The sequence below is a fragment of the Nonomuraea sp. NPDC049758 genome, assembly GCF_040674635.1.
Lineage (GTDB): Bacteria > Actinomycetota > Actinomycetes > Streptosporangiales > Streptosporangiaceae > Nonomuraea.
The window spans coordinates 253,645-270,995 of sequence record NZ_JBFAMZ010000007.1; the positions used below are offsets into that span (position 1 = coordinate 253,645).

General features: G+C 73.9%; 17 protein-coding genes. 8 read left to right on the forward strand and 9 right to left on the reverse strand.

Features of this window, described 5'->3' with window-relative positions:
* The first annotated feature begins 6 nt into the window (after window positions 1-6).
* Complete coding sequence (locus AB0J46_RS20700) at window positions 7-1,878, forward strand: prolyl oligopeptidase family serine peptidase (RefSeq protein ID WP_364334030.1); 1,872 nt, start codon at window positions 7-9, stop codon at window positions 1,876-1,878.
* Window positions 1,875-3,137 carry a M20/M25/M40 family metallo-hydrolase gene (locus AB0J46_RS20705; protein ID WP_364334033.1) on the forward strand — a complete coding sequence of 421 codons (1,263 nt, stop codon included), beginning with the start codon at window positions 1,875-1,877 and terminating at the stop codon, window positions 3,135-3,137. Before AB0J46_RS20700 ends, AB0J46_RS20705 begins: the two co-directional genes overlap by 4 nt.
* A gap of 15 nt (window positions 3,138-3,152) precedes the next feature.
* Here the strand turns inward: AB0J46_RS20705 and AB0J46_RS20710 are convergent, their stop codons facing one another.
* Window positions 3,153-4,694: an FAD-dependent monooxygenase gene (locus AB0J46_RS20710; RefSeq protein ID WP_364334036.1), complete on the reverse strand. Its 1,542-nt coding sequence runs from the start codon at window positions 4,692-4,694 to the stop codon at window positions 3,153-3,155.
* Between the two features lie 84 nt (window positions 4,695-4,778).
* Here AB0J46_RS20710 and AB0J46_RS20715 point away from each other — a divergent pair, with 84 nt between their 5' ends.
* Window positions 4,779-5,432, forward strand: coding sequence for a TetR/AcrR family transcriptional regulator C-terminal domain-containing protein (locus AB0J46_RS20715; protein WP_364334039.1), 654 nt, complete (start codon window positions 4,779-4,781; stop codon window positions 5,430-5,432).
* 54 nt (window positions 5,433-5,486) lie between these two features.
* A complete protein-coding gene (locus AB0J46_RS20720; RefSeq protein ID WP_358293298.1) occupies window positions 5,487-6,086 on the forward strand; it encodes a TIGR03086 family metal-binding protein in 600 nt (199 codons plus the stop codon).
* Window positions 6,087-6,131: 45 nt separating this feature from the next.
* Here AB0J46_RS20720 and AB0J46_RS20725 read toward each other — a convergent pair whose 3' ends face one another.
* The 3 genes from AB0J46_RS20725 to AB0J46_RS20735 all read right to left on the reverse strand — a co-directional run bounded on the left by AB0J46_RS20725 (window position 6,132) and on the right by AB0J46_RS20735 (window position 8,039).
* Window positions 6,132-6,875, reverse strand: a complete 744-nt coding sequence (locus AB0J46_RS20725) for a DUF427 domain-containing protein (protein ID WP_364334043.1) — start codon at window positions 6,873-6,875, stop codon at window positions 6,132-6,134.
* Between the two features lie 40 nt (window positions 6,876-6,915).
* On the reverse strand, window positions 6,916-7,500 hold the full coding sequence (locus AB0J46_RS20730; protein WP_364334046.1) for a hypothetical protein: 585 nt from the start codon (window positions 7,498-7,500) through the stop codon (window positions 6,916-6,918).
* Window positions 7,501-7,571: 71 nt separating this feature from the next.
* Window positions 7,572-8,039: an adenylyltransferase/cytidyltransferase family protein gene (locus AB0J46_RS20735; protein ID WP_364334049.1), complete on the reverse strand. Its 468-nt coding sequence runs from the start codon at window positions 8,037-8,039 to the stop codon at window positions 7,572-7,574.
* Window positions 8,040-8,245: 206 nt separating this feature from the next.
* On the opposite strand from AB0J46_RS20735, the gene AB0J46_RS20740 reads away from it, so the two are divergent.
* Window positions 8,246-8,746, forward strand: a complete 501-nt coding sequence (locus AB0J46_RS20740; protein ID WP_364334052.1) for an ATP-binding protein — start codon at window positions 8,246-8,248, stop codon at window positions 8,744-8,746.
* Here AB0J46_RS20740 and AB0J46_RS20745 read toward each other — a convergent pair.
* Complete coding sequence (locus AB0J46_RS20745; protein ID WP_352328875.1) at window positions 8,700-9,674, reverse strand: LuxR C-terminal-related transcriptional regulator; 975 nt, start codon at window positions 9,672-9,674, stop codon at window positions 8,700-8,702. The two genes, AB0J46_RS20740 and AB0J46_RS20745, sit on opposite strands and share 47 nt — an antisense overlap.
* Window positions 9,675-9,870: 196 nt before the next feature.
* Here AB0J46_RS20745 and thrS point away from each other — a divergent pair, with 196 nt between their 5' ends.
* Window positions 9,871-11,046, forward strand: a complete 1,176-nt coding sequence (gene thrS / locus AB0J46_RS20750; protein WP_364334055.1) for a threonine--tRNA ligase — start codon at window positions 9,871-9,873, stop codon at window positions 11,044-11,046.
* 16 nt (window positions 11,047-11,062) lie between these two features.
* Here the strand turns inward: thrS and AB0J46_RS20755 are convergent, their stop codons facing one another.
* Together AB0J46_RS20755 and AB0J46_RS20760 are read right to left on the reverse strand one after the other, a co-directional pair.
* On the reverse strand, window positions 11,063-12,031 hold the full coding sequence (locus tag AB0J46_RS20755) for a magnesium transporter CorA family protein (protein WP_364334058.1): 969 nt from the start codon (window positions 12,029-12,031) through the stop codon (window positions 11,063-11,065).
* A complete protein-coding gene (locus AB0J46_RS20760) occupies window positions 12,031-12,744 on the reverse strand; it encodes a DUF72 domain-containing protein (protein ID WP_364334061.1) in 714 nt (237 codons plus the stop codon). The genes AB0J46_RS20755 and AB0J46_RS20760 overlap by 1 nt, the downstream gene beginning before the upstream one ends.
* A 70-nt stretch (window positions 12,745-12,814) precedes the next feature.
* Here AB0J46_RS20760 and AB0J46_RS20765 point away from each other — a divergent pair, with 70 nt between their 5' ends.
* Window positions 12,815-14,104 carry a YibE/F family protein gene (locus AB0J46_RS20765; protein ID WP_364334064.1) on the forward strand — a complete coding sequence of 430 codons (1,290 nt, stop codon included), beginning with the start codon at window positions 12,815-12,817 and terminating at the stop codon, window positions 14,102-14,104.
* A gap of 6 nt (window positions 14,105-14,110) precedes the next feature.
* On the opposite strand, the gene AB0J46_RS20770 is transcribed toward AB0J46_RS20765, so the two are convergent.
* The gene (locus tag AB0J46_RS20770; RefSeq protein WP_364334067.1) at window positions 14,111-14,968 is read right to left on the reverse strand and encodes an NAD(+)/NADH kinase; all 858 of its coding nucleotides are present in this window, start codon (window positions 14,966-14,968) and stop codon (window positions 14,111-14,113) included.
* A 78-nt stretch (window positions 14,969-15,046) separates the two neighbouring features.
* On the opposite strand from AB0J46_RS20770, the gene AB0J46_RS20775 reads away from it, so the two are divergent.
* On the forward strand, window positions 15,047-15,898 hold the full coding sequence (locus AB0J46_RS20775; RefSeq protein ID WP_364334070.1) for a DUF72 domain-containing protein: 852 nt from the start codon (window positions 15,047-15,049) through the stop codon (window positions 15,896-15,898).
* Window positions 15,899-15,923: 25 nt separating this feature from the next.
* Here AB0J46_RS20775 and AB0J46_RS20780 read toward each other — a convergent pair whose 3' ends face one another.
* Window positions 15,924-17,180 (reverse strand): cytochrome P450, encoded by a 1,257-nt coding sequence (locus tag AB0J46_RS20780; RefSeq protein ID WP_364334073.1) that lies wholly within the window; start codon window positions 17,178-17,180, stop codon window positions 15,924-15,926.
* Between the last annotated feature and the right edge of the window lie 171 nt (window positions 17,181-17,351).

Below are 17,351 nucleotides of genomic sequence, written 5' to 3' on the forward strand. Positions count from 1 at the left end.
TCTTTCATGAGTATTCGACCGATCGATGTGGCGCGTACCGACGGCGGCCCCCAGTGGGTGGAGGCCGTCGCCACGCCCGAGGGCGTGGAGGTGTGGTGGGACGAGCCGCGCCCGCACGAGGGCGGCAGGCGCTGCGTGGTGCGCCGCCTGCCCGACGGCTCGCGCGCCGACGCGCTGCCTCAGGGCTGGAACGCCCGCAACCGCCTGGTCGAGTACGGCGGCCGCTCCTGGCGCCCGCTGCCGGGCGGTGGCCTGGTCTTCACCCATTGGGCCGACCAGCGGCTCTACCGCCTGGACGCCTCTTCGGGGACGGCCGCCGAGCCGGTCGCCCTGACGCCCGGGGGCCCGGCCCGGTACGGCGACCTCTACCTGCCGCCCGGCCGCGACGAGGTGTGGGCGGTCCGCGAGATCGACGACGCGCGTGACCTGGTCGCGGTCCCCCTGGACGGCGGCCCGCTCAGGGTCGTCGCCCGCGCCCACCATTTCCTGATGAACCCCCGCCTGTCCCCCGGCGGCGCCCGGATCGCCTGGATCGGCTGGAACCACCCCGACATGCCCTGGGACGGCACCGAGCTGTGCGTGGCCGACCTGTCCCCGGACGGCGTCGCGGGCCCCCACCGGGTCGTCGCCGGCGGCCCCGAGGAGTCGGTGACGCAGGCCGAGTGGCGCGACGAGGAGTCCCTGTACGCCATCACCGACCCGACCGGCTGGTGGAACGTGCACCTCGTGCACCTCGACGGCTCCCCCTCGCGCAACCTCACCCCCGTGGAGCTGGAGTTCGGCGCGGCGGCCTGGAAGCCGGGCCTGGCCTGCCTGGCCCCGGCGGGCGAGCAGCTGGTCGTCGTGTACGGCACCGCCGACCACCGCCGCCTGGGCGTGCTCGACCCGGCGACGGGCGGCCTGCGCGAGATCGGCGGGGACGGGCACACGTACTGGGCCTCGACGGTGTCGGCGGCCGGGGGCAAGGCGGTGGCGGTGGGGGCGACGCCGTACACGCCGCTGGAGGTGACGCTGGTCGATCTCGCCACCGGCGGGCACGAGGTCGTCTCGGCCCCCAAGCCGCTGCCGGACCGGGCGCTGCTGCCCACGCCGGAGGCGGTGACGATCGAGGGCGTGCACGCCCATCTCCACCCGCCGGCGGGGGTCGCCGGGCCGGCGCCGTACGTGATCTTCGTGCACGGCGGCCCGACCGGGAACACGCCGGTCGTGCTGGACCTGGAGGTCGCCTACTTCACCAGCAGAGGGATCGGCGTGGCCGTGGTGAACTACGGCGGCTCCACCGGTTACGGCCGGGCCTACCGCGAGCGGCTGCGGCACCAGTGGGGAGTGGTGGACGTCCAGGACTGCGCGAAGGTGGCGCGCGGGCTGGTGCAGCTCGGCCTGGCGGACGCGGCCAGGATCGCGATCCGGGGCGGCAGCGCCGGCGGCTGGACCACGGTGGCCGCGCTGGTGCACAGCGACGTGTTCGCGGGCGGCGTCGCGCACTACGCGATCACCGACCCGGAGAGCTGGGCGGCCGAGACGCACGACTTCGAGTCGCGCTACCTCGACGGCCTGGTGGGCCCGTTGCCCGAGACGCGGCAGCGGTACACCGACCGCTCGCCGCTCCTGAACGCGGCCCGGGCATCGGGCCCATGCCTCATGTTGCACGGTCTGGAGGACGCGATCGTGGACGTGAGCCAGGCCGAGCGATTCACCGCCGAACTGGACAAGCACGGCAAACAGTGGGCTCTGCTCACCTTCGCCGGCGAGCAGCACGGCTGGCGCAGGGAAGAGACCATCGTGGCGGTGCTGGAGGCCGAGCTGGCCTTCTACGGGCTGATCTTCGACCTGGAGACGCCCGGCGTGCCGCCGCTGACGCTGAAGGGGAGAGCGTGAAGAGCGTCGCCGAGATCTGCTCGGACCTGATCAGGTTCGACACCACCAACCCGGGCTCGGGCGAGCGCCCGGCGGCCGAGTACGTGGCCACGCTGCTGGCCGACGCGGGGCTGGAGCCGGTGGTGTTCGAGTCGGAACCCCGGCGGACGACCGTCGTGGCCAGGATCGACGGCGACTCCTCCGACGCGCTGCTCGTCCACGGCCACCTGGACGTGGTGCCGGCCGACCCCGCCGAGTGGCGGATGCACCCGTTCTCCGGCGAGATCACCGACGGCTGCGTGTACGGCCGGGGCGCGGTGGACATGAAGGGCTCGTGCGCGATGACGCTCGCGGCCGTGCTGGACATGGCGGCGCGCGGCGTGCGGCCCAAGCGGGACCTGGTGCTGGCCTTCCTGGCCGACGAGGAGGCGACCGGCGACCACGGCTCCCGGTACGCGGTGACCGAGTACCGGCACCTGTTCGACGGCGTCACCGAGGCCATCAGCGAGTCGGGCGGCTTCAGCGTCGAGGCCGGCGGGCGGCGCGTCTACCCGATCGCCGTCGGCGAGCGCGGCACCGCCTGGATGAAGGTGACCGCCCACGGCGTGGCGGGCCACGGCTCGCGGCCCGCCGTGGACAACCCCGTCGCCACGCTGGCCCACGCCCTGTCGCGGGTCGCCGCGCACCAGTGGCCGGTACGCCTGACGCCGTCGGTCGCCGCGCTCCTGGAGAGCCTGTCGGAGATCACCGGGCAGCCGATCGACCTGGACCGGCTGGACGCCGAGGCCGACCGGCTGGGCGCGCTCGGCGAGCTGTTCCACGGCCAGATCCGCAACTCGGCGAACCCGACGATGCTGGACGCCGGGTACAAGGTCAACGTGGTGCCCTCGACGGCCTCGGCGCACGTGGACGGCCGGTACCTGCCGGGCCTGCAGGAGGAGTTCCTCGCGACGATCGACGAGCTGCTCGGGCCGAAGATCACCCGCGAGTTCGTGAACCTGGAGGAGGCGCCCGCCGCGCCGTACCCGTCGGCGTTCTTCGACGAGCTGGTGGGGGCGCTGGTGGCCGAGGATCCGCAGGCGCGGCCGGTCCCGTACGTGATGAGCGGCGGCACCGACGCCAAGTCCTTCGCCACCATCGGCATCCAGGGGTACGGCTTCGCCCCGCTCATGCTCCGGCCCGACCTGGACTACTTCGGCATGTTCCACGGCAAGGACGAGCGGGTGCCGGTGGAGGGCCTGGAGTTCGGCACCCGCGTGCTGACCCGCCTGCTCACCTGACCGTCCCGGCCCGGCTCAGGCCGCCGGGCCGAACCAGGCGGTCAGCGCCTCCTCCAGGCCGCTCCCGCCCGCCCAGGCGACGTAACCGTCGGGACGGACGAGCAGCGCCCCGCCCCCGGCCTGGGGCACGTCGGCCACGGCCGGGCGCACGCGGTCGCGGTGCCCCGCCAGAGCGTCCGCCGGCGCGCCCGCGCCGCCGGACAGGTCGAGCAGCAGCCCCCGCCCGTCCCGCAGCAGCTCCGCGACCGGCCGCCCGGCCCGTTCCGCCGTCGCGGCTCGCGCGTCCGGCAGCGGGGTGGCGGTCAGGGACGGGGTGAAGCGGCCCACGCGGGGGTCGGGCGCGGCGGGCGCGTAGTCGACGTCGGTGCCCTCGACCATGCGGGTGAAGTGGCGCTCGGCGTCCGGCAGCGCCATCACCTCGGCCAGCACCTCGCGCAGCGCGTCCACCTGGGCTCCCGGGCGCATCGCCGCCACCTGGGCGCGGGTGTTGCGCAGCACGCGGGCCGCCACCGGGTGACGCTCGCCGGTGTAGGTGTCCAGCAGGCTCTCCGGGGCCGCGCCGCGGGCGACCAGCGCCAGTTTCCAGCCCAGGTTGACGGCGTCCTGCAGCCCCAGGTTGAGCCCCTGGCCGCCGATCGGCGAGTGCACGTGGGCGGCGTCCCCCGCCAGCAGGACGCGTCCCTTGCGGTAGGAGTCGGCGTGCCGGGTGTTGTCGCTGTAGCGGATGCCGGCCTCCAGGCGGGCGACCCCGACGTCCTGCCCGGTCACCCGGCGCAGGCTGCCCGCCAGCTCCTCGGCGGTCACCAGCGCGTCCCGCCCGGACGACGTGTCGCCGGGGCCGCCGTCGAACTCGATGGTCGCGATCTCCCCGGGCACCAGCGACAGGTTCACCAGCCCGCCCGGGCTGCGCAGGGACGAGCCGACCACCCCTGGGCCGGTCAGCGTGGCCACGGCCGTCCTGCCGGTCATGGTGGCGGGCGTGCCGGAGAAGGCGAACCCGGACCGCTTGCGCACCAGGCTCCGCCCGCCGTCGCAGCCCACCAGGTAGGCGGCCTCGACGCGCTCGCCGTCCGCCAGGGTGGCCACCACGCGGTCGGCGTGCGCGGTGACGTCCACGACGGCGCGGCCGTGGCTGACCGGCACGCCGAGCTCGGCGGCCCGCGCGGCCAGCACGGCCTCGATCCGGTGCTGCTTGAGCATGACGTACTCGGCCGTGCCGTCCTGCGCCAGCAGCGGCAGGCCGGCGAAGTGGCCGCGCATCACGCCCTTCCGCAGCAGCTCGGTCATCATGCCGACCATGTCGGAGCGGTCCGGCTCGGGGCCGGCGGCCAGCTCGTCGAGCATCCGCCACTGCGCCTCGGCCAGCGGCCGCACCAGCCCGCGCAGCTCCAGCGAGTGCAGGGTGCGGGCGTTGAGCGAGCGCAGGCCGAGGCTGCGGGTCACGCGTTCCGCGCCGGTGGCCGCCTCCAGGACCAGCGGCCGCGCGCCGCCGAGCCGGAGCTCGCAGGCCAGCAGCAGCCCCACCGGCCCGCCGCCCACGATGATCACGTCGGTCATGCCGACTCCTTACTTACGCCGTATGCTTACGTCGTAAGTAGAGCACGTACACCGTAAGCTCTGTCAAGCGCGAAGGGAGAGCCGATGGCACGGCGCGAGCCGCTGAACCGGGACAAAGTGCTGGCCGCAGCCTTGGAGCTGGCCGACAACGAGGGCCTCGACGGCCTGTCGATGCGGCGGCTGGCCAAGGTGCTGGGCGTGGAGGCGATGTCGCTCTACAACCACGTCTCGAACAAGGCCGACCTGGTCGACGGCATCGTGGAGCTGGTGTTCCGCCAGGTGGAGCCGCCCGACCCGGAGCTGCCGTGGCAGGAGCAGCTGCGCGCGACGGCGCGCAACATGCACCGGGCGTTCAGCCGTCATCCGGTGGTCCCGCTGGCGCTGGCGACCGACCGGTCCAACCCGACCTCACCGCACGCCCTGCGCACCCTCGACGGCCTGGTCGGCACGCTGTACGCGGCGGGCTTCGACGACCTGGGCGCCTGGCGGGCGCTGACCGCCGTGAACGGCCTGGTGTTCGGCACCCTGCTGCTGTCCACCGGCGGCTTCGGCGGCGCCCCCGGCCGGCACGCCGGCGAGGAGCAGGTGGGCGTCTACATCCGCGCCCTCGACCCCGGCCGCCTGCCGCACTTCGCCAGGCTGCTCCACTGGACGCACGGCGGCGTCGATCCGGCCGCCGACTTCGACCAGGCCCTGGACCTGCTGATCGACGGCCTCGCACAGGCCGTCGCCAACTAGTGGAACAAACTATTCCGTTCTGCTAATATGGAGTCATCTCGAAAGGAGCTCCACATGGGCGACATCATCAGCGGCTGGGACGTTCTGGACGCCTCGCACGAGGCGCTGCGCAAGGCCGTCAGCGGCATCCCGGCCGGCGGCTGGGACCTGCCGACCCCGTGCTCCGAGTGGAGCGTCACCAAGGTCTTCAAGCACGCCGTGGGCGACCAGATCGGCTTCGCCGCCACGCTCACGGGCGAGGCCGGGCCGGCGTTCAACCCGTTCGACCCGCCCGCCGAGCCCGGCGCCGATCCGGCGGCCGAGCTCGATGACGCGCTGACCCGCTCGGCCAGGGCGTGGGCCGCGGTCGACCGCGACGCCGCCGAGGTTCCCACGCCGGTGCCGCCGAACAAGATGTCGCCGTGGGCGGGCTCGACGGCGTGCGCGCTCGACGCGGCCGTGCACGCCTGGGACATCGCCGTGGCCACGGGTCAGCCGTCACCGCTGACGCCGGAGATGGCCGGGCCGCTGCTGGAGGTCGCCCGGCAGATCGCCGACCCGCTGCGCCCGTGGGGCGCCTACGCCCCGGCGCTCCCGGACGACGCCTCCGGCGACGAGGTCGCCGCCCTGCTGCGCTACCTCGGCCGCGACCCGCACTGGTCGCCGGCCGCCTGAGGCCCGCGTGCGCCCCGCCCTGAGCGGCGGGGCGCACTCCCTCGGTCAGGAGAACTTGGTCTGCGGACGCTCCTCGCGCTCGCCGTCGAGGAAGATGTCCAGCTTCTCGTTGTAGAAGGCGATCAGCCCCGCCACGCGCTCGCTCTCGGGCAGCGGCGTGCGGTAGGACCAGGCCAGGTCCTTCTTCCCGTTGACCGACCAGTACTCCGCCGTCCCCTTGTACGGGCAGTGGGTCGCGGTGTCGGTGTGCTCCAGCAGGTCGAGCCGCACGTCGGTCTTGGGCAGGTAGTAGCGGGCCGGGAGGCCGGTCTCGAACAGGATGCGGGCGTTGCGCGAGTCGGCCACGGTGACGCCGTCGACCTCCACCCGGATGTGCCGCGAGCTCGGCAGGATGTCCACCCGCGTGTACGGGTCGCGGGCGTGCACGTAGACCTCCTCGTCCTCCTCGAACCAGGCGTCCATGGCGTCCCAGTCGAAGCGCACGTGCCCGCGGATCTCCTCCAGCGGCGAGTCGTCGTAGACCAGCGCCGCCTCCGGGGCCTGCGCGGCGCCCGAGGTGACCGTGTGGACGGCGGCGTCACCCCTGCTCGGGGAGTGGCTGGACACGCCGGTCGGCTTGAGCGCCGCCTCATCGACGTCCTGGAGGGGGACGTAGTAGGTGGGGTAGAAGGGGCCTTCCCACACCAGCAGGGCCCGGGTCGTGTCGGCGATCGGCCGGCCGCCCAGGTAGGTCCGCACGCGCTTGGCCGACCGCTCGACGCGGACCCGGCCCCGGTTCGTGGCATCCATGTCCCCGCCAACCCGCGTGGCGGCGGGGCTATTCCGGCATTCAGACCCCGAACAGCGCCAGCGTCACCCACGTGGTGAGCGTGCCGGTGACCGCGCCCGCCGCGACCTGCGCCCACGTGTGATGGGCGAGACGGACCCTGGCCCAGCACACCAGAGCCACCACGGCCGCGCCGGCGATCGCCACCGGCACGGCGGGCAGCACGTGCGCCAGCACCACCACCGTGCCCGCCGAGACGGCGGCGTGGAAGGAGATCTTCCAGCGGGTGGTGATCGGCACGGTCACCGCCAGGGCGACCAGCATCGCGGTCACCGTGGCCACCAGCAGCCGCGGCGCGCCCAGCACGACCAGCAGCGCGAGCGCGACCAGCACGGCGGCCACGGCGGCCAGCAGCGGGCCCGTGCGGCGGGCCCGGTCGACGATGTGATGGGAGTCGAGCCGCCCCGAGCGCACGCCGAGCGCGATCACCGCCGCCGGCACGCCGCCGCAGAACGCCGAGGCCACCAGCCCCCAGGCCGCGCCGGCCCATCCCTGGGCGAGCAGGCCCACGGCGGGCGGCATGACGATCACCAGCACTTGCGGTGCCAGCAGGTTCGTCACCCGCTTCGCCACCAGGTCGGCCATCATGGCATGAAAGATTACGCGATCATGGCTGCTGCCCGTTTCAGCGACGCCCCGGCCGCTCCGGGGCCGCCCGGTCAGCCCTTGCCGGCGGCGTTCACGATGCGGGTCGTGGAGCGGTCGGGGATGGCCGCCATCTCCCAGCACTCGGCGCCCAGGATGGCCGCCGCCGTGGCCCGCGCGCCCGCGTGCGGGTCGCCGGCCGTGTGGGCCAGCGCACCGGGCCGCATCGGCGCGAGCAGGTCGATGTAGTCCTCGGGGCCGTGGGCGTCGGGCGGCCCGGCCACCACGAAGACGCCGGCCACGCAGCGCAGCGCGGCCAGCACCTCGGCCCGCTCCGCCGCCGGGTTGAACGGCCGGCTGGGCCCCTTCCACGCCCGCACGCGCGGATCGTCCTCCACGCCGACCACCAGGGGCAGCCCGCGGGCGGCCACGGCGCCCAGGTAGCGCACGTGGCCGACGTGCAGGATGTCGAAGACGCCGGTCACGACGGCCGCCCCGGGCCGGTCGTACGGCTCCACCCAGACGGCCTCCAGGCTGCTCACGCGACCTCCTCCGACGGCCGGGCGAGTAGGCTGCTGTGCACGCTTTGCTCCCCCACGGGCCTAGACGACTCGTCGATCGCAGCGTACTCGGTCGCCGCGGCAGGTCGTGCAGGCGACCTTGGAAAGAGCATTCCTACCTTTTCGCGATAATCTCTCGCCCCCTGCCCGCGCGTCTCATGACGTCACCTGATTCGGGGGAGGTCGCCGTGGCGTCGAGGGACTCAGACCATGCCGACGGGGGTGAGACGCCCGGGTTCCGCGACCTCGCGGTCCGGCTTCCGGGGGTCGCGTCCCAGGTCTCGCGGGCCAGGGGGCTCGTGACGGACGCGCTCGGCCGCGATCATCCCTTCCATGACGAGGTGGTGCTGCTGACCAGCGAGCTGGCCACGAACGCGATCCTGCACACCAGGTCCGGGGACGGCGGCTCGTTCACGGTGTCGGTGCTCAGCTCGGACACCACGGTCCGGGTGTGCGTGGCCGACGGCGGCGCGGACGGCCCGCCGTGCGTGTGCCGGACCGCTCTCCAGGCGACCAGCGGCCGGGGGCTGCCGCTGGTCGAGGCGCTCAGCCACCGCTGGGGGTTCGTCCGCGAAGGGGGCTCGACGACCGTCTGGTTCGAGCTGACGCAGGCCCGCGTGCCCGCCGGGCCGGAGCCGTGCGTCACAGGTCGAGCCGGCACAACCCTTCGGCCAGCGCCTTCGTGGTGAGCCTGGTCCGGCTGTCGCAGCCCAGCTTGGCGAAGATGTGCTCCAGATGGGTGGTCACCGTCCGGACGCTCAGCACCAGGCAGGCCGCGATCTGCGGGTTGGAGTCGCCGGCCGCGACCCGGGTGAGCACGTCGACCTCGCGGCCGGTCAGGTCGTAGGGCAGCGGGCAGGGCCGTTCGGCGGCGACCGCGCCCTGCAGCGAGCCCTGGTAGCCGACGCCGGCCCGCAGCAGCCGCACCTCGTGCCAGCGGCCGCCGCCGTCGAGCCACAGGCCGCGCCGGCTCAGCTCGCGCGAGTCGATGAACGCGCGCGCGAAGGCCGCCATGGCGGGGTCGTCCCACAGTTCGCGGGAGACCTCGTGGCCGGGCACCGCGCGGCGCTCGCCGAGCCGGTCGAAGGCGACCGCGCGGAAGTCGGGCGGCAGCCCGGCGGGGTCGATCACGCACCGGGTCAGGTCGGTGACGTGCGCGAGCATCGGGCTCACGGCGGCGACCAGGGCGCCGGCCAGCAGCGGGAAGGCGTCTTTGGCGGCCAGGTGGAGCAGGCCGGTGTAGCGGCCGCCGTCGGCGAGGAACAGCGGCGCGGTCAGCCCGGCCCGCCATCCGTAGGGGGCCAGGTGGCGGCGGAAGTACCGTTCGGTGCCCGGCTGCGGCATGGGCACCGGCCGCCGCCCGGCGATGGCCTCGCGGCAGGCGTCGAGCGCGGCGTACTCCTCGGCGGCGTCGCGGTCGATACGGCGGTGGCCGTCGGAGACGACGCTGTGGTGCCGGCCGGTGGCGGGGTCGAAGGCGACGAACTCGTAGGCGTCGAGCGGGACCACCTGGCGCAGCGCCGCCATCGCCGCGTGCGCGCCGCCACCGCCCGCGACCTGGTAGCCGACCTCGGCGAACGCCTGCAACTGGCGGACGCTCAAGGTGATCTCAGCCACGGCTCTTTTATATCATTTGCCATTCCTTGCCCTGCTCTTGAAGATTTTCTTCACGACCGCCGCGGTGCTACGGTGGCAGGCATGCAGCGCGCTCTCGTCACGACGACGCCGGACACGGTCCCGGCGCGCTGATTCCATGCATCCCGGGCGGGCGCCCGGGAGCTGGTCGTTCGCCCTTTCACCGCAAAGGACGATCATGAACGACCACCGCAGGCTCGGCCGCGAGCTGGAGATCTTCGGCACCGACCCGCTGATCGGCTCCGGTCTGCCCTACTGGCTGCCCGCCGGTGCCGCCGTGCGCAAGGCCGTGGAGGACTACGTCCACGAGCTCGAACGCCGCCACGGCTACGTGCACGTCAACTCCCCCGTGCTCGGCAAACGCGAGCTGTACGAACGGTCGGGTCACTGGGCGCACTACGCCGAGGACATGTTCCCGCCCATGAACGTGGGCGGCGAGGAGTTCGTGCTGCGGCCCAGCCTGTGCCCGCACCACGCGCTGATCTACCGCTCGCGCGGGCGCAGCCACCGGGAGCTGCCGCTGCGCGTGGCCGAGCTCGGCGGCATGTACCGCTCGGAGCTGTCCGGCGTGCTCGGCGGCCTGACCAGGGTCCGGGCCATCCAGCTCAACGACGGCCACGTGTTCTGCGCGCCGGAGCAGGCGGCGGCCGAGGTGTCGGCCGCGCTCGACCTGATCGAGGCCGCGCACGCCCAGCTCGGCATCCAGGCCGCCCGCTACCGGCTCTCGCTGCGCGGCGAGGGCGGCAAGTTCGTGGACGACCCCGCGATGTGGGCGCGCTCGGAGGCCGTGCTGCGCGAGGTGCTTCAGGAACGCGGCCGCGTCTACGACGAGGAGCGCGGCGAGGGCGCCTTCTACGGCCCGAAGATCGACATCCAGATCGCCGACCCGGCGGGCCGCGAGAGCACCCTGTCGACCGTCCAGGTGGATCTGTACCAGCCCGAGCGCTTCGAGCTGTCGTACGCGGGCGGGCGGCGTCCCGTCATGGTGCACCGCAGCGTGGTCGGCGGGATCGAGCGCCTGGTCGCGCACCTGATCGAGGTGCACGGCGGCGCGTTCCCGGCGTGGCTGGCGCCCGTGCAGGCGGTCGTGCTGCCGCTGTCGGACGCCGAGCTCCCGGCGGCCGAGGACCTGCTGCGGCGGGCGGTGGCCGCCGGGCTGCGGGCCGAGCTGGCGCCTGCGGACCGGGGCAGCCTCGGGGCCAGGATCAGGGCGCACCGGCTGGTGCCGTACCAGCTCGTGGTGGGGCCGCGCGAGGTGGCCGGCGGCGTGCCGTCCGTCCGGCTGCGGGACGGCCGTCAGGCGGGCCCGGTGCCGGTCGAGAGGCTGGCCGCGGAGTGCCGGCCGCGCTTCTGACGTCCGTCACCGGCGCTCAGAGCCAGTCCTTCTTCTTGAAGACCGCGTACAGCACCACGGACGCCACCGCCACCAGCACCGACGACACCCAGAAGCCCGAGATGTGCCCGGAGCCGGGGTAGGGCACGTTCTGGCCGTAGAAGCCGGTGATGGCGGTGGGCACCGCGATGATGGAGGCCCAGCTCGTCACCCGCTTCATGATCTCGTTGAGGCGGAAGCCCTGCTGGGCCAGGCGGGTCTCGCGGACGTTGGCGAGCATGTCGCGGATCGCCTCCACCCACTCGGCGACCCGCTGGACGTGGTCGTAGACGTCCTCGTAGTAGGGGGCCATCACCGGGTCGGCGACGATCTCCTGGTCGCGGCGGAGCAGCGTGCCGAGCACCTCCCGCATCGGCATCGAGATCTTGCGCAGCCTGGCGGTGTCCTTGCGCAGCAGGTACATGGCGCGCTGGAGCTGCCTGCCGTCGCGGGGCGCGTCGTCGAACAGCGACTCCTCCATGGCCTCGGCCCGCGCGTCGAGGTCCTGGACCAGGTCGAACTGGCTGTCCACGACGTAGTCGAGCAGGCCGTGCAGCAGGAAGGAGACGCCGTGCCCGGCCAGGCGGGAGGTCGCGTCCCAGCGCCTGACCACCTCGTCGATGTCGAAGCAGGCGTTCTCCCGCACGGTCACCAGGGCGTTGCGGGTGACGAAGGCGTTCACCTCGACGGGGACGAGGCGGCCCTCGTCGAGGTGGATGCCGTACACGGTGATGAACAGGTGGTTGTCGTAGACGTCCACCTTGGGGCGCTGGTGGTCGCTGAGGACGTCCTCGACGGCCAGTTCGTGCAGGCCGAGCTCCTCCCCGACCTGGTTGAGCTGCTCGGGGGTGGGCGAGCACAGATCGAACCAGACGGCGGCCTCGGGGTCGCCGACGTGGTCGGAGACCTCCTCGACGGGGAAGCCCTCCTTTTCGAGGACGCCATTCCTGTACAGACGCGTGCGCATCAGGCGAGTGTGGCAAATCGCCGCGCATCGCGCACGGCCGCTCCCCCCGGGTCGTTGTTGAAGTAGACGTGGACGTCCCGCCATCCGGCCTGCTCCACCCTCCTCGCCCAGCTCTTCAGCGCCGCCACGCCGTAGGACGGCCGGGGGGCGGCCAGGCCCTCGTGCAGGCGCACGTACCCCCAGTCGGCGGTGCGCCACAGCGGCGTCAGCGGCCGGCCGAGCCGGTCGGCCCAGCACAGCGCGGCACCCCGCGCGAGCAGCACCTCGCGCACCTCGCCGGTCCACCAGGAGTCGTGCCGCGGCTCCACCGCCACCCGCACGCCGCCGGGGAAGCAGCCCAGGCAGCGGTCCAGCAGGGCGGGGTCGGCGCGCAGCGTGGGCGGCAGTTGCAGCAGGACCGGGCCCAGCTTCTCCTTGAGCGCCCCGGCGGCCGCCATCAGCCGGGCGACCGGCTCCTCGGGCCCGGTCAGCCGCTTGATGTGGGTGAGGTAACGGCTGGCCTTGACCGCCATCACGAACCCGTCGGGCGTGCGCTCCCGCCAGGCGGCGAACGTCTCCGGCGACGGCAGGCGGTAGAAGGCGTTGTTGCTCTCGACCGTGGGGAACTCGGCCGCGTACGTCTCCAGCCACAACCGCTGCGGGACCCCCTCGGGGTACAGCACGCCGCGCCAGTCCTTGTACTGCCATCCGGAGGTGCCCACCAGCGTCGCCACACCCGGCTCCTACCCCGCGCCGGGTGCGTTACTGTCGCAGTCCCGGAAGCCTAGGAGGATCTTTCACGCGATGGGCGCCGATCATTTCCACGGCCATTCCCACGGTCACGGCCACTCCCACGGCGTGGCCGACGCGCCGCCGTCGCGCGGCGCGGTCGTGGCGAGCCTGGCCGTGCTGGTGCCGCTGGCCCTGGCCACGCTGGCCTGCCTGGTGTGGCTCTGGCCCGCGGGGCAGGCGGCGCCGGACGGCCAGGACGGGCGGGAGGCGCCGGCGGTCGAGCGGGTCGAGGGCACGATCGCCTCGGTCACGCTCAGGCGCTGCCCGGCCGTCCAGGAGGGCATGCCGGTGCCCGACCCGGCCACCTGCGGCAACGCCACCGTGCGGGTCGGTTCGGGGCCCGACACCGGCCGCGACGTCACGCTGCGGCTGCCGGGCGGCCCGGGGGCCCAGCGGTTCACGGCGGGCGACGACGTGCTGCTGCTGCGCGCCGCCGACGGGGACTACCAGCTCTCCGACCACGACCGGTCGACGACGTTGTGGCTGCTGGGCGGCGCGTTCGCGCTGGCGGTCATCGCGTTCGGACGGTGGCGCGGGGTGACGGCGCTGGTGGGGCTGGCGGTGACGTTCGGGCTGCTGCTGACGTTCGTCATCCCGGCCGTCCTGGCGGGCGAGCCGCCGATGCTGGTCGCCGTCGTCGGCTCGGCCGCGATCATGCTGACGGTGCTCTACCTCACCCACGGCTTCTCGCTGACCACGTCGATGGCGGTGCTGGGCACGCTGGCCAGCCTGGCGCTCACCGGGCTGCTGTCGTACGGGGCGCTCGGCCTGGCCCGGCTCAACGGCGTCACCGACGACACCGCGCTGACGCTGGGCATGAGCCTGTCCATCGACACCGAGGGGCTGCTGCTGGCCAGCATCATCATCGGGGCGCTCGGCGTGCTCGACGACGTCACCGTCACCCAGGCGGTGACGGTGGGCGAGCTGGCCGCGGCCAACCCCTCCTACGGCTTCGCCCGCCTGTACCGGGCCGCGGGACGCGTGGGGCGGGCCCACATCGCCTCGGTGATCAACACGATCATCCTGGCGTACGCGGGGGCGTCGCTGCCGCTGCTGCTGCTGTTCAGCATCGGCGCGCAGCCGCTCGGCGACGTGCTGACCACGCCGGTCGTGACCCAGGAGATCGTCCGCAGCGTCGTGGGCACGCTCGGGCTGATCGCCGCCGTGCCGATCACGACCGCGCTGTCGGCCCTGGTCGCCGCCCGCGGCGCGCGGCCCGCGCAGGCGCCGGAGGGCGAGCCGTCCACCAGGCCCGTGCGGGCCGGCGGGCCGCTCACCAGGCCCGCCCGGCACCGCCGCTGAGCGGGGTCAGCCGACCTCGGCGCTGCCGTCCACCCGCAGCTTGCGGCGGGCGCGCTCGTAGAAGGTGGTGCCGACGCGGACCACCTTCGCCGCCCCCGGCCAGGCCGTGACCGTGACGGTGTCGCCGGGGCACAGGTGGCCGACCACCCGTCCGTCCACCTCGACGGCGAGCCGGCCGCTCGTGGGCAGCACCTCCAGCGTCACCTCCTCGTCGGCGGGCAGCACCAGGGCCCGGTTGAAGGAGGAGTGGGCGGCGGCGGGCACCACGAGGATGGCCTCCACGCGCGGCGAGACGATCGGCCCGCCGGCCGAGAAGCTGTAGGCGGTGGAGCCGGTGGAGGTGGCCACGATCACGGCGTCCGCGGACAGGCTCACGAACGGGCTGCCCGACGGGGTGACCGACACCCCGGCCAGCCCCTCGCCGGGGATGCGGACCAGTGCGATGTCGTTGAACGCCGTCACCTCGACCCCCGCGACCACGCTCTTGATCGCCATCCGCGGCTCGATCGTGTACTCGTGGCGGTCGATGGCCGACAGCGTGCCGGCCAGCTCGTCCACGTCGATCTCGGCCAGGAAGCCGAGCTTGCCCAGGTTCACCCCGAGGATGGGCGTGGGCCGGCCGGCCAGCAGCCGCATGGTCCGCAACATCGTGCCGTCGCCGCCGAGCCCCACCAGCAGGTCGGCCCGCTCGACCAGGGCGACCGCGTCCACCGGCACCGCGCTGCAGTCGATGCGCCCGACCTCCTCGGGCAGCCCGAGGACGGTGGCCCCCTTCTCCGCGGCCCAGCGCAGGATCGTGTCGATCGCCTTCTTGGAGTCGCGCTGGGGATGCAGCACCAGCCCGACCGTCCCGACCATGCCCATGCGACCAGCCTAAACGGTGGCGTACCCGGACATCGGCGGCGGCCCCGGGCACCCGGCGGCTCCGCTAACGTCGGAGGCATGCGGCTTCATGTGGGATGCGCGATGTGGACGCACACACCGTGGAACGGACGTTTCCTGCCCCATCCGCTCCCGCCGGGAGAGCGCCTGCGCGCCTACGCCACCTGGTGCGACGCGGTCGAGGGCAACACCACGTTCTACGCCACCCCCGCCCGCGCCACGGTGGAGTCGTGGGCCCGGCAGCTCGACCCCGACTTCCGCTTCGTGGTCAAGCTGCCCAAGGCCATCACCCACCACCACCGGCTGACCGGCGCCGAGCAGGAGCTGCACGCCTTCCTCGACGCCATCGAGCCGCTCGGGCCACGCGCGCACGCCCTGTGGGTGCAGTTACCGCCCGGTTTCGGCCCCGCCGACCTGGGCACGCTGGCGGCCTTCCTGCACCGCCTGCCCCGCTCCCACTGCTACGCCGTCGAGGTCCGCCACCGCGCCTTCTTCGACGACGCCCGTCAGGCCGGGCAGCTCGAACGGGTGCTGGCCGCCGCCGGCGCCGAATGGGTGCCGTTCGACACGGTGACGCTGTTCCGCACCCCGCCGACCAGCGACGCCGAACGCGACGCGTGGACGAAGAAGCCGCGCGTGCCGCGCCGCACCCGCGCGCTCACCGGCCATCCGATCATCCGCTACCTGGGCCGCGACTCCGTCGAGGCCACGGTGGAGGGCTGGCGGGAGTGGGTGGACACGGTCGCCGGGTGGCTGCGCGAGGGCCGCTCCCCCACCGTGTTCGTCCACACGCCCGACAACGCCGACGCGCCGATGCTCGCCCGCCGCTTCCACGACGAGGTGCGCGCCCGGGTGCCGGAGCTGCGCCCGCTGCCCGAGCCGATGCCCGCCGAGCCTCCCACGCTGTTCTGACCGCCCGCCGGCCGCGCGGGCGGCCTCACGCGCGCAGCGTGTAGCGGATCGGCAGGTGCTTGATCCCGCCCACGAACGTGGTGGCCACCCAGGCGGGCTCGCCGTCGAACTCCACGCTCTCCAGCCGGGGCAGCAGCTCGGCGAACAGCGCCCGGATCTCCATGCGGGCCAGCGCGGCCCCGAGGCAGAAGTGCACGCCGGAGCCGAAGGCCAGGTGCCGGTTGGGGTCACGGCCGGCGTCGAAGCGGAACGGCTCGGCGAACACCTCCTCGTCCCGGTTGGCCGACGGGTACGACAGCAGCACCGACTCCCCCCGCCTGACCGGCGTGCCGCGTACGGCGGTGTCGGCGGCGGCGGTGCGCATGAACTCCTTCACCGGGCTCACCCACCGGATCATCTCCTCGGCCGCCAGCGGCAGCAGCCCGGGGTCCCGGCGCAGCCGCCGCAGCTCGCCGGGGTGCCGGATGAGCGCCTCCAGGCCGCCGGCGATGGTGGAGCTCGTGGTGTCGTGCCCGGCGGTGGCGATGATGACGTAGTAGGAGGCGGCGTCCAGGTCGCTCAGCGGGCGGCCGTCCACGCGGGCGTTGGCGATCTCCGAGGCGAGGTCGCCGGTGGGCCTGGCCCGGCGCGCGGCGGTCAGCTCGCGGAAGTAGTCCAGCAGATCCGCCAGCACGGCGGTGTGGTCCTGGGCGGTGCCGCCGCGCCGGTTGTCGCTGTCGTCCTGGCCGAACAGCTCCTGGGTGAGCCGCAGCATGCGCGGGAAGTCGGACTCGGGCAGGCCCAGCAGCGACAGGATGACGTAGAGCGGGTAGTGCACGGCGACCTGCCGGGCGAAGTCGCAGGAGCCGCCGTGGGCGGCCATCCGGTCGACGTAGCGCCGGGCCAGGTCGCGGACGCGCACCTCCAGGGCGCGCATGGCCCTGGGCCGGAACCAGTCGGCGGCGACGGCGCGCACGACGCGGTGCTCGGGGTCGTCCATGTGCACGAGCGTCTTCAGGCCGGTGCCGCGGGCCCGCTGCTCGGCCAGCCGGGCGTCGATCTCCGCGCTCCGCAGCACCGGGCGCGGCGCGCTCAGCCACAGGGCGTTGTTCCGCTCGATCTCCAGCAGGTCGGCGTGCCGGGTGACGGCCCAGAAGGGGTTGTAGCCCGGCACCTCCACGCGGTGCACCGGGGACTCGCGGCGCAGCAGCGCCAGGGCCTCGTGGAGCCGGGTCTCGTCGGCGTACGCGGCGGGCGTGGCGAACACGTGCCCGGCCTCCTCCACGGACATGGTCGCGGTCACGGGCGGGCCCTCCTCTGGGTGCGGGGTGATGCGGCCAGGAGAGCCATTCCCGCGGGGCGTGTGCGCCATTCGGCCCTGCGGCGGCCACCGGCAGGGCAAGATCGGATGGCAGCGTCCCCGCAGTGTCCCCGCGGTGTCCCCGCAGTCGAGTCGAGCAGTGGAGTGGAGCGC

Bases quoted from the DNA above. Each gene is read 5' to 3' on its own strand.
- AB0J46_RS20755 (WP_364334058.1), bottom strand. From the start codon at position 12,031: ATGCGCACGCGTCTGTACAGGAATGGCGTCCTCGAAAAGGAGGGCTTC.
- AB0J46_RS20730 (WP_364334046.1), bottom strand. From the start codon at position 7,500: ATGATGGCCGACCTGGTGGCGAAGCGGGTGACGAACCTGCTGGCACCG.
- AB0J46_RS20770 (WP_364334067.1), bottom strand. From the start codon at position 14,968: ATGGGCATGGTCGGGACGGTCGGGCTGGTGCTGCATCCCCAGCGCGAC.
- AB0J46_RS20710 (WP_364334036.1), bottom strand. From the start codon at position 4,694: ATGACCGACGTGATCATCGTGGGCGGCGGGCCGGTGGGGCTGCTGCTG.
- AB0J46_RS20720 (WP_358293298.1), top strand. From the start codon at position 5,487: ATGGGCGACATCATCAGCGGCTGGGACGTTCTGGACGCCTCGCACGAG.
- thrS (WP_364334055.1), top strand. From the start codon at position 9,871: ATGAACGACCACCGCAGGCTCGGCCGCGAGCTGGAGATCTTCGGCACC.
- AB0J46_RS20715 (WP_364334039.1), top strand. From the start codon at position 4,779: ATGGCACGGCGCGAGCCGCTGAACCGGGACAAAGTGCTGGCCGCAGCC.
- AB0J46_RS20700 (WP_364334030.1), top strand. From the start codon at position 7: ATGAGTATTCGACCGATCGATGTGGCGCGTACCGACGGCGGCCCCCAG.
- AB0J46_RS20725 (WP_364334043.1), bottom strand. From the start codon at position 6,875: ATGGATGCCACGAACCGGGGCCGGGTCCGCGTCGAGCGGTCGGCCAAG.
- AB0J46_RS20765 (WP_364334064.1), top strand. From the start codon at position 12,815: ATGGGCGCCGATCATTTCCACGGCCATTCCCACGGTCACGGCCACTCC.
- AB0J46_RS20775 (WP_364334070.1), top strand. From the start codon at position 15,047: ATGCGGCTTCATGTGGGATGCGCGATGTGGACGCACACACCGTGGAAC.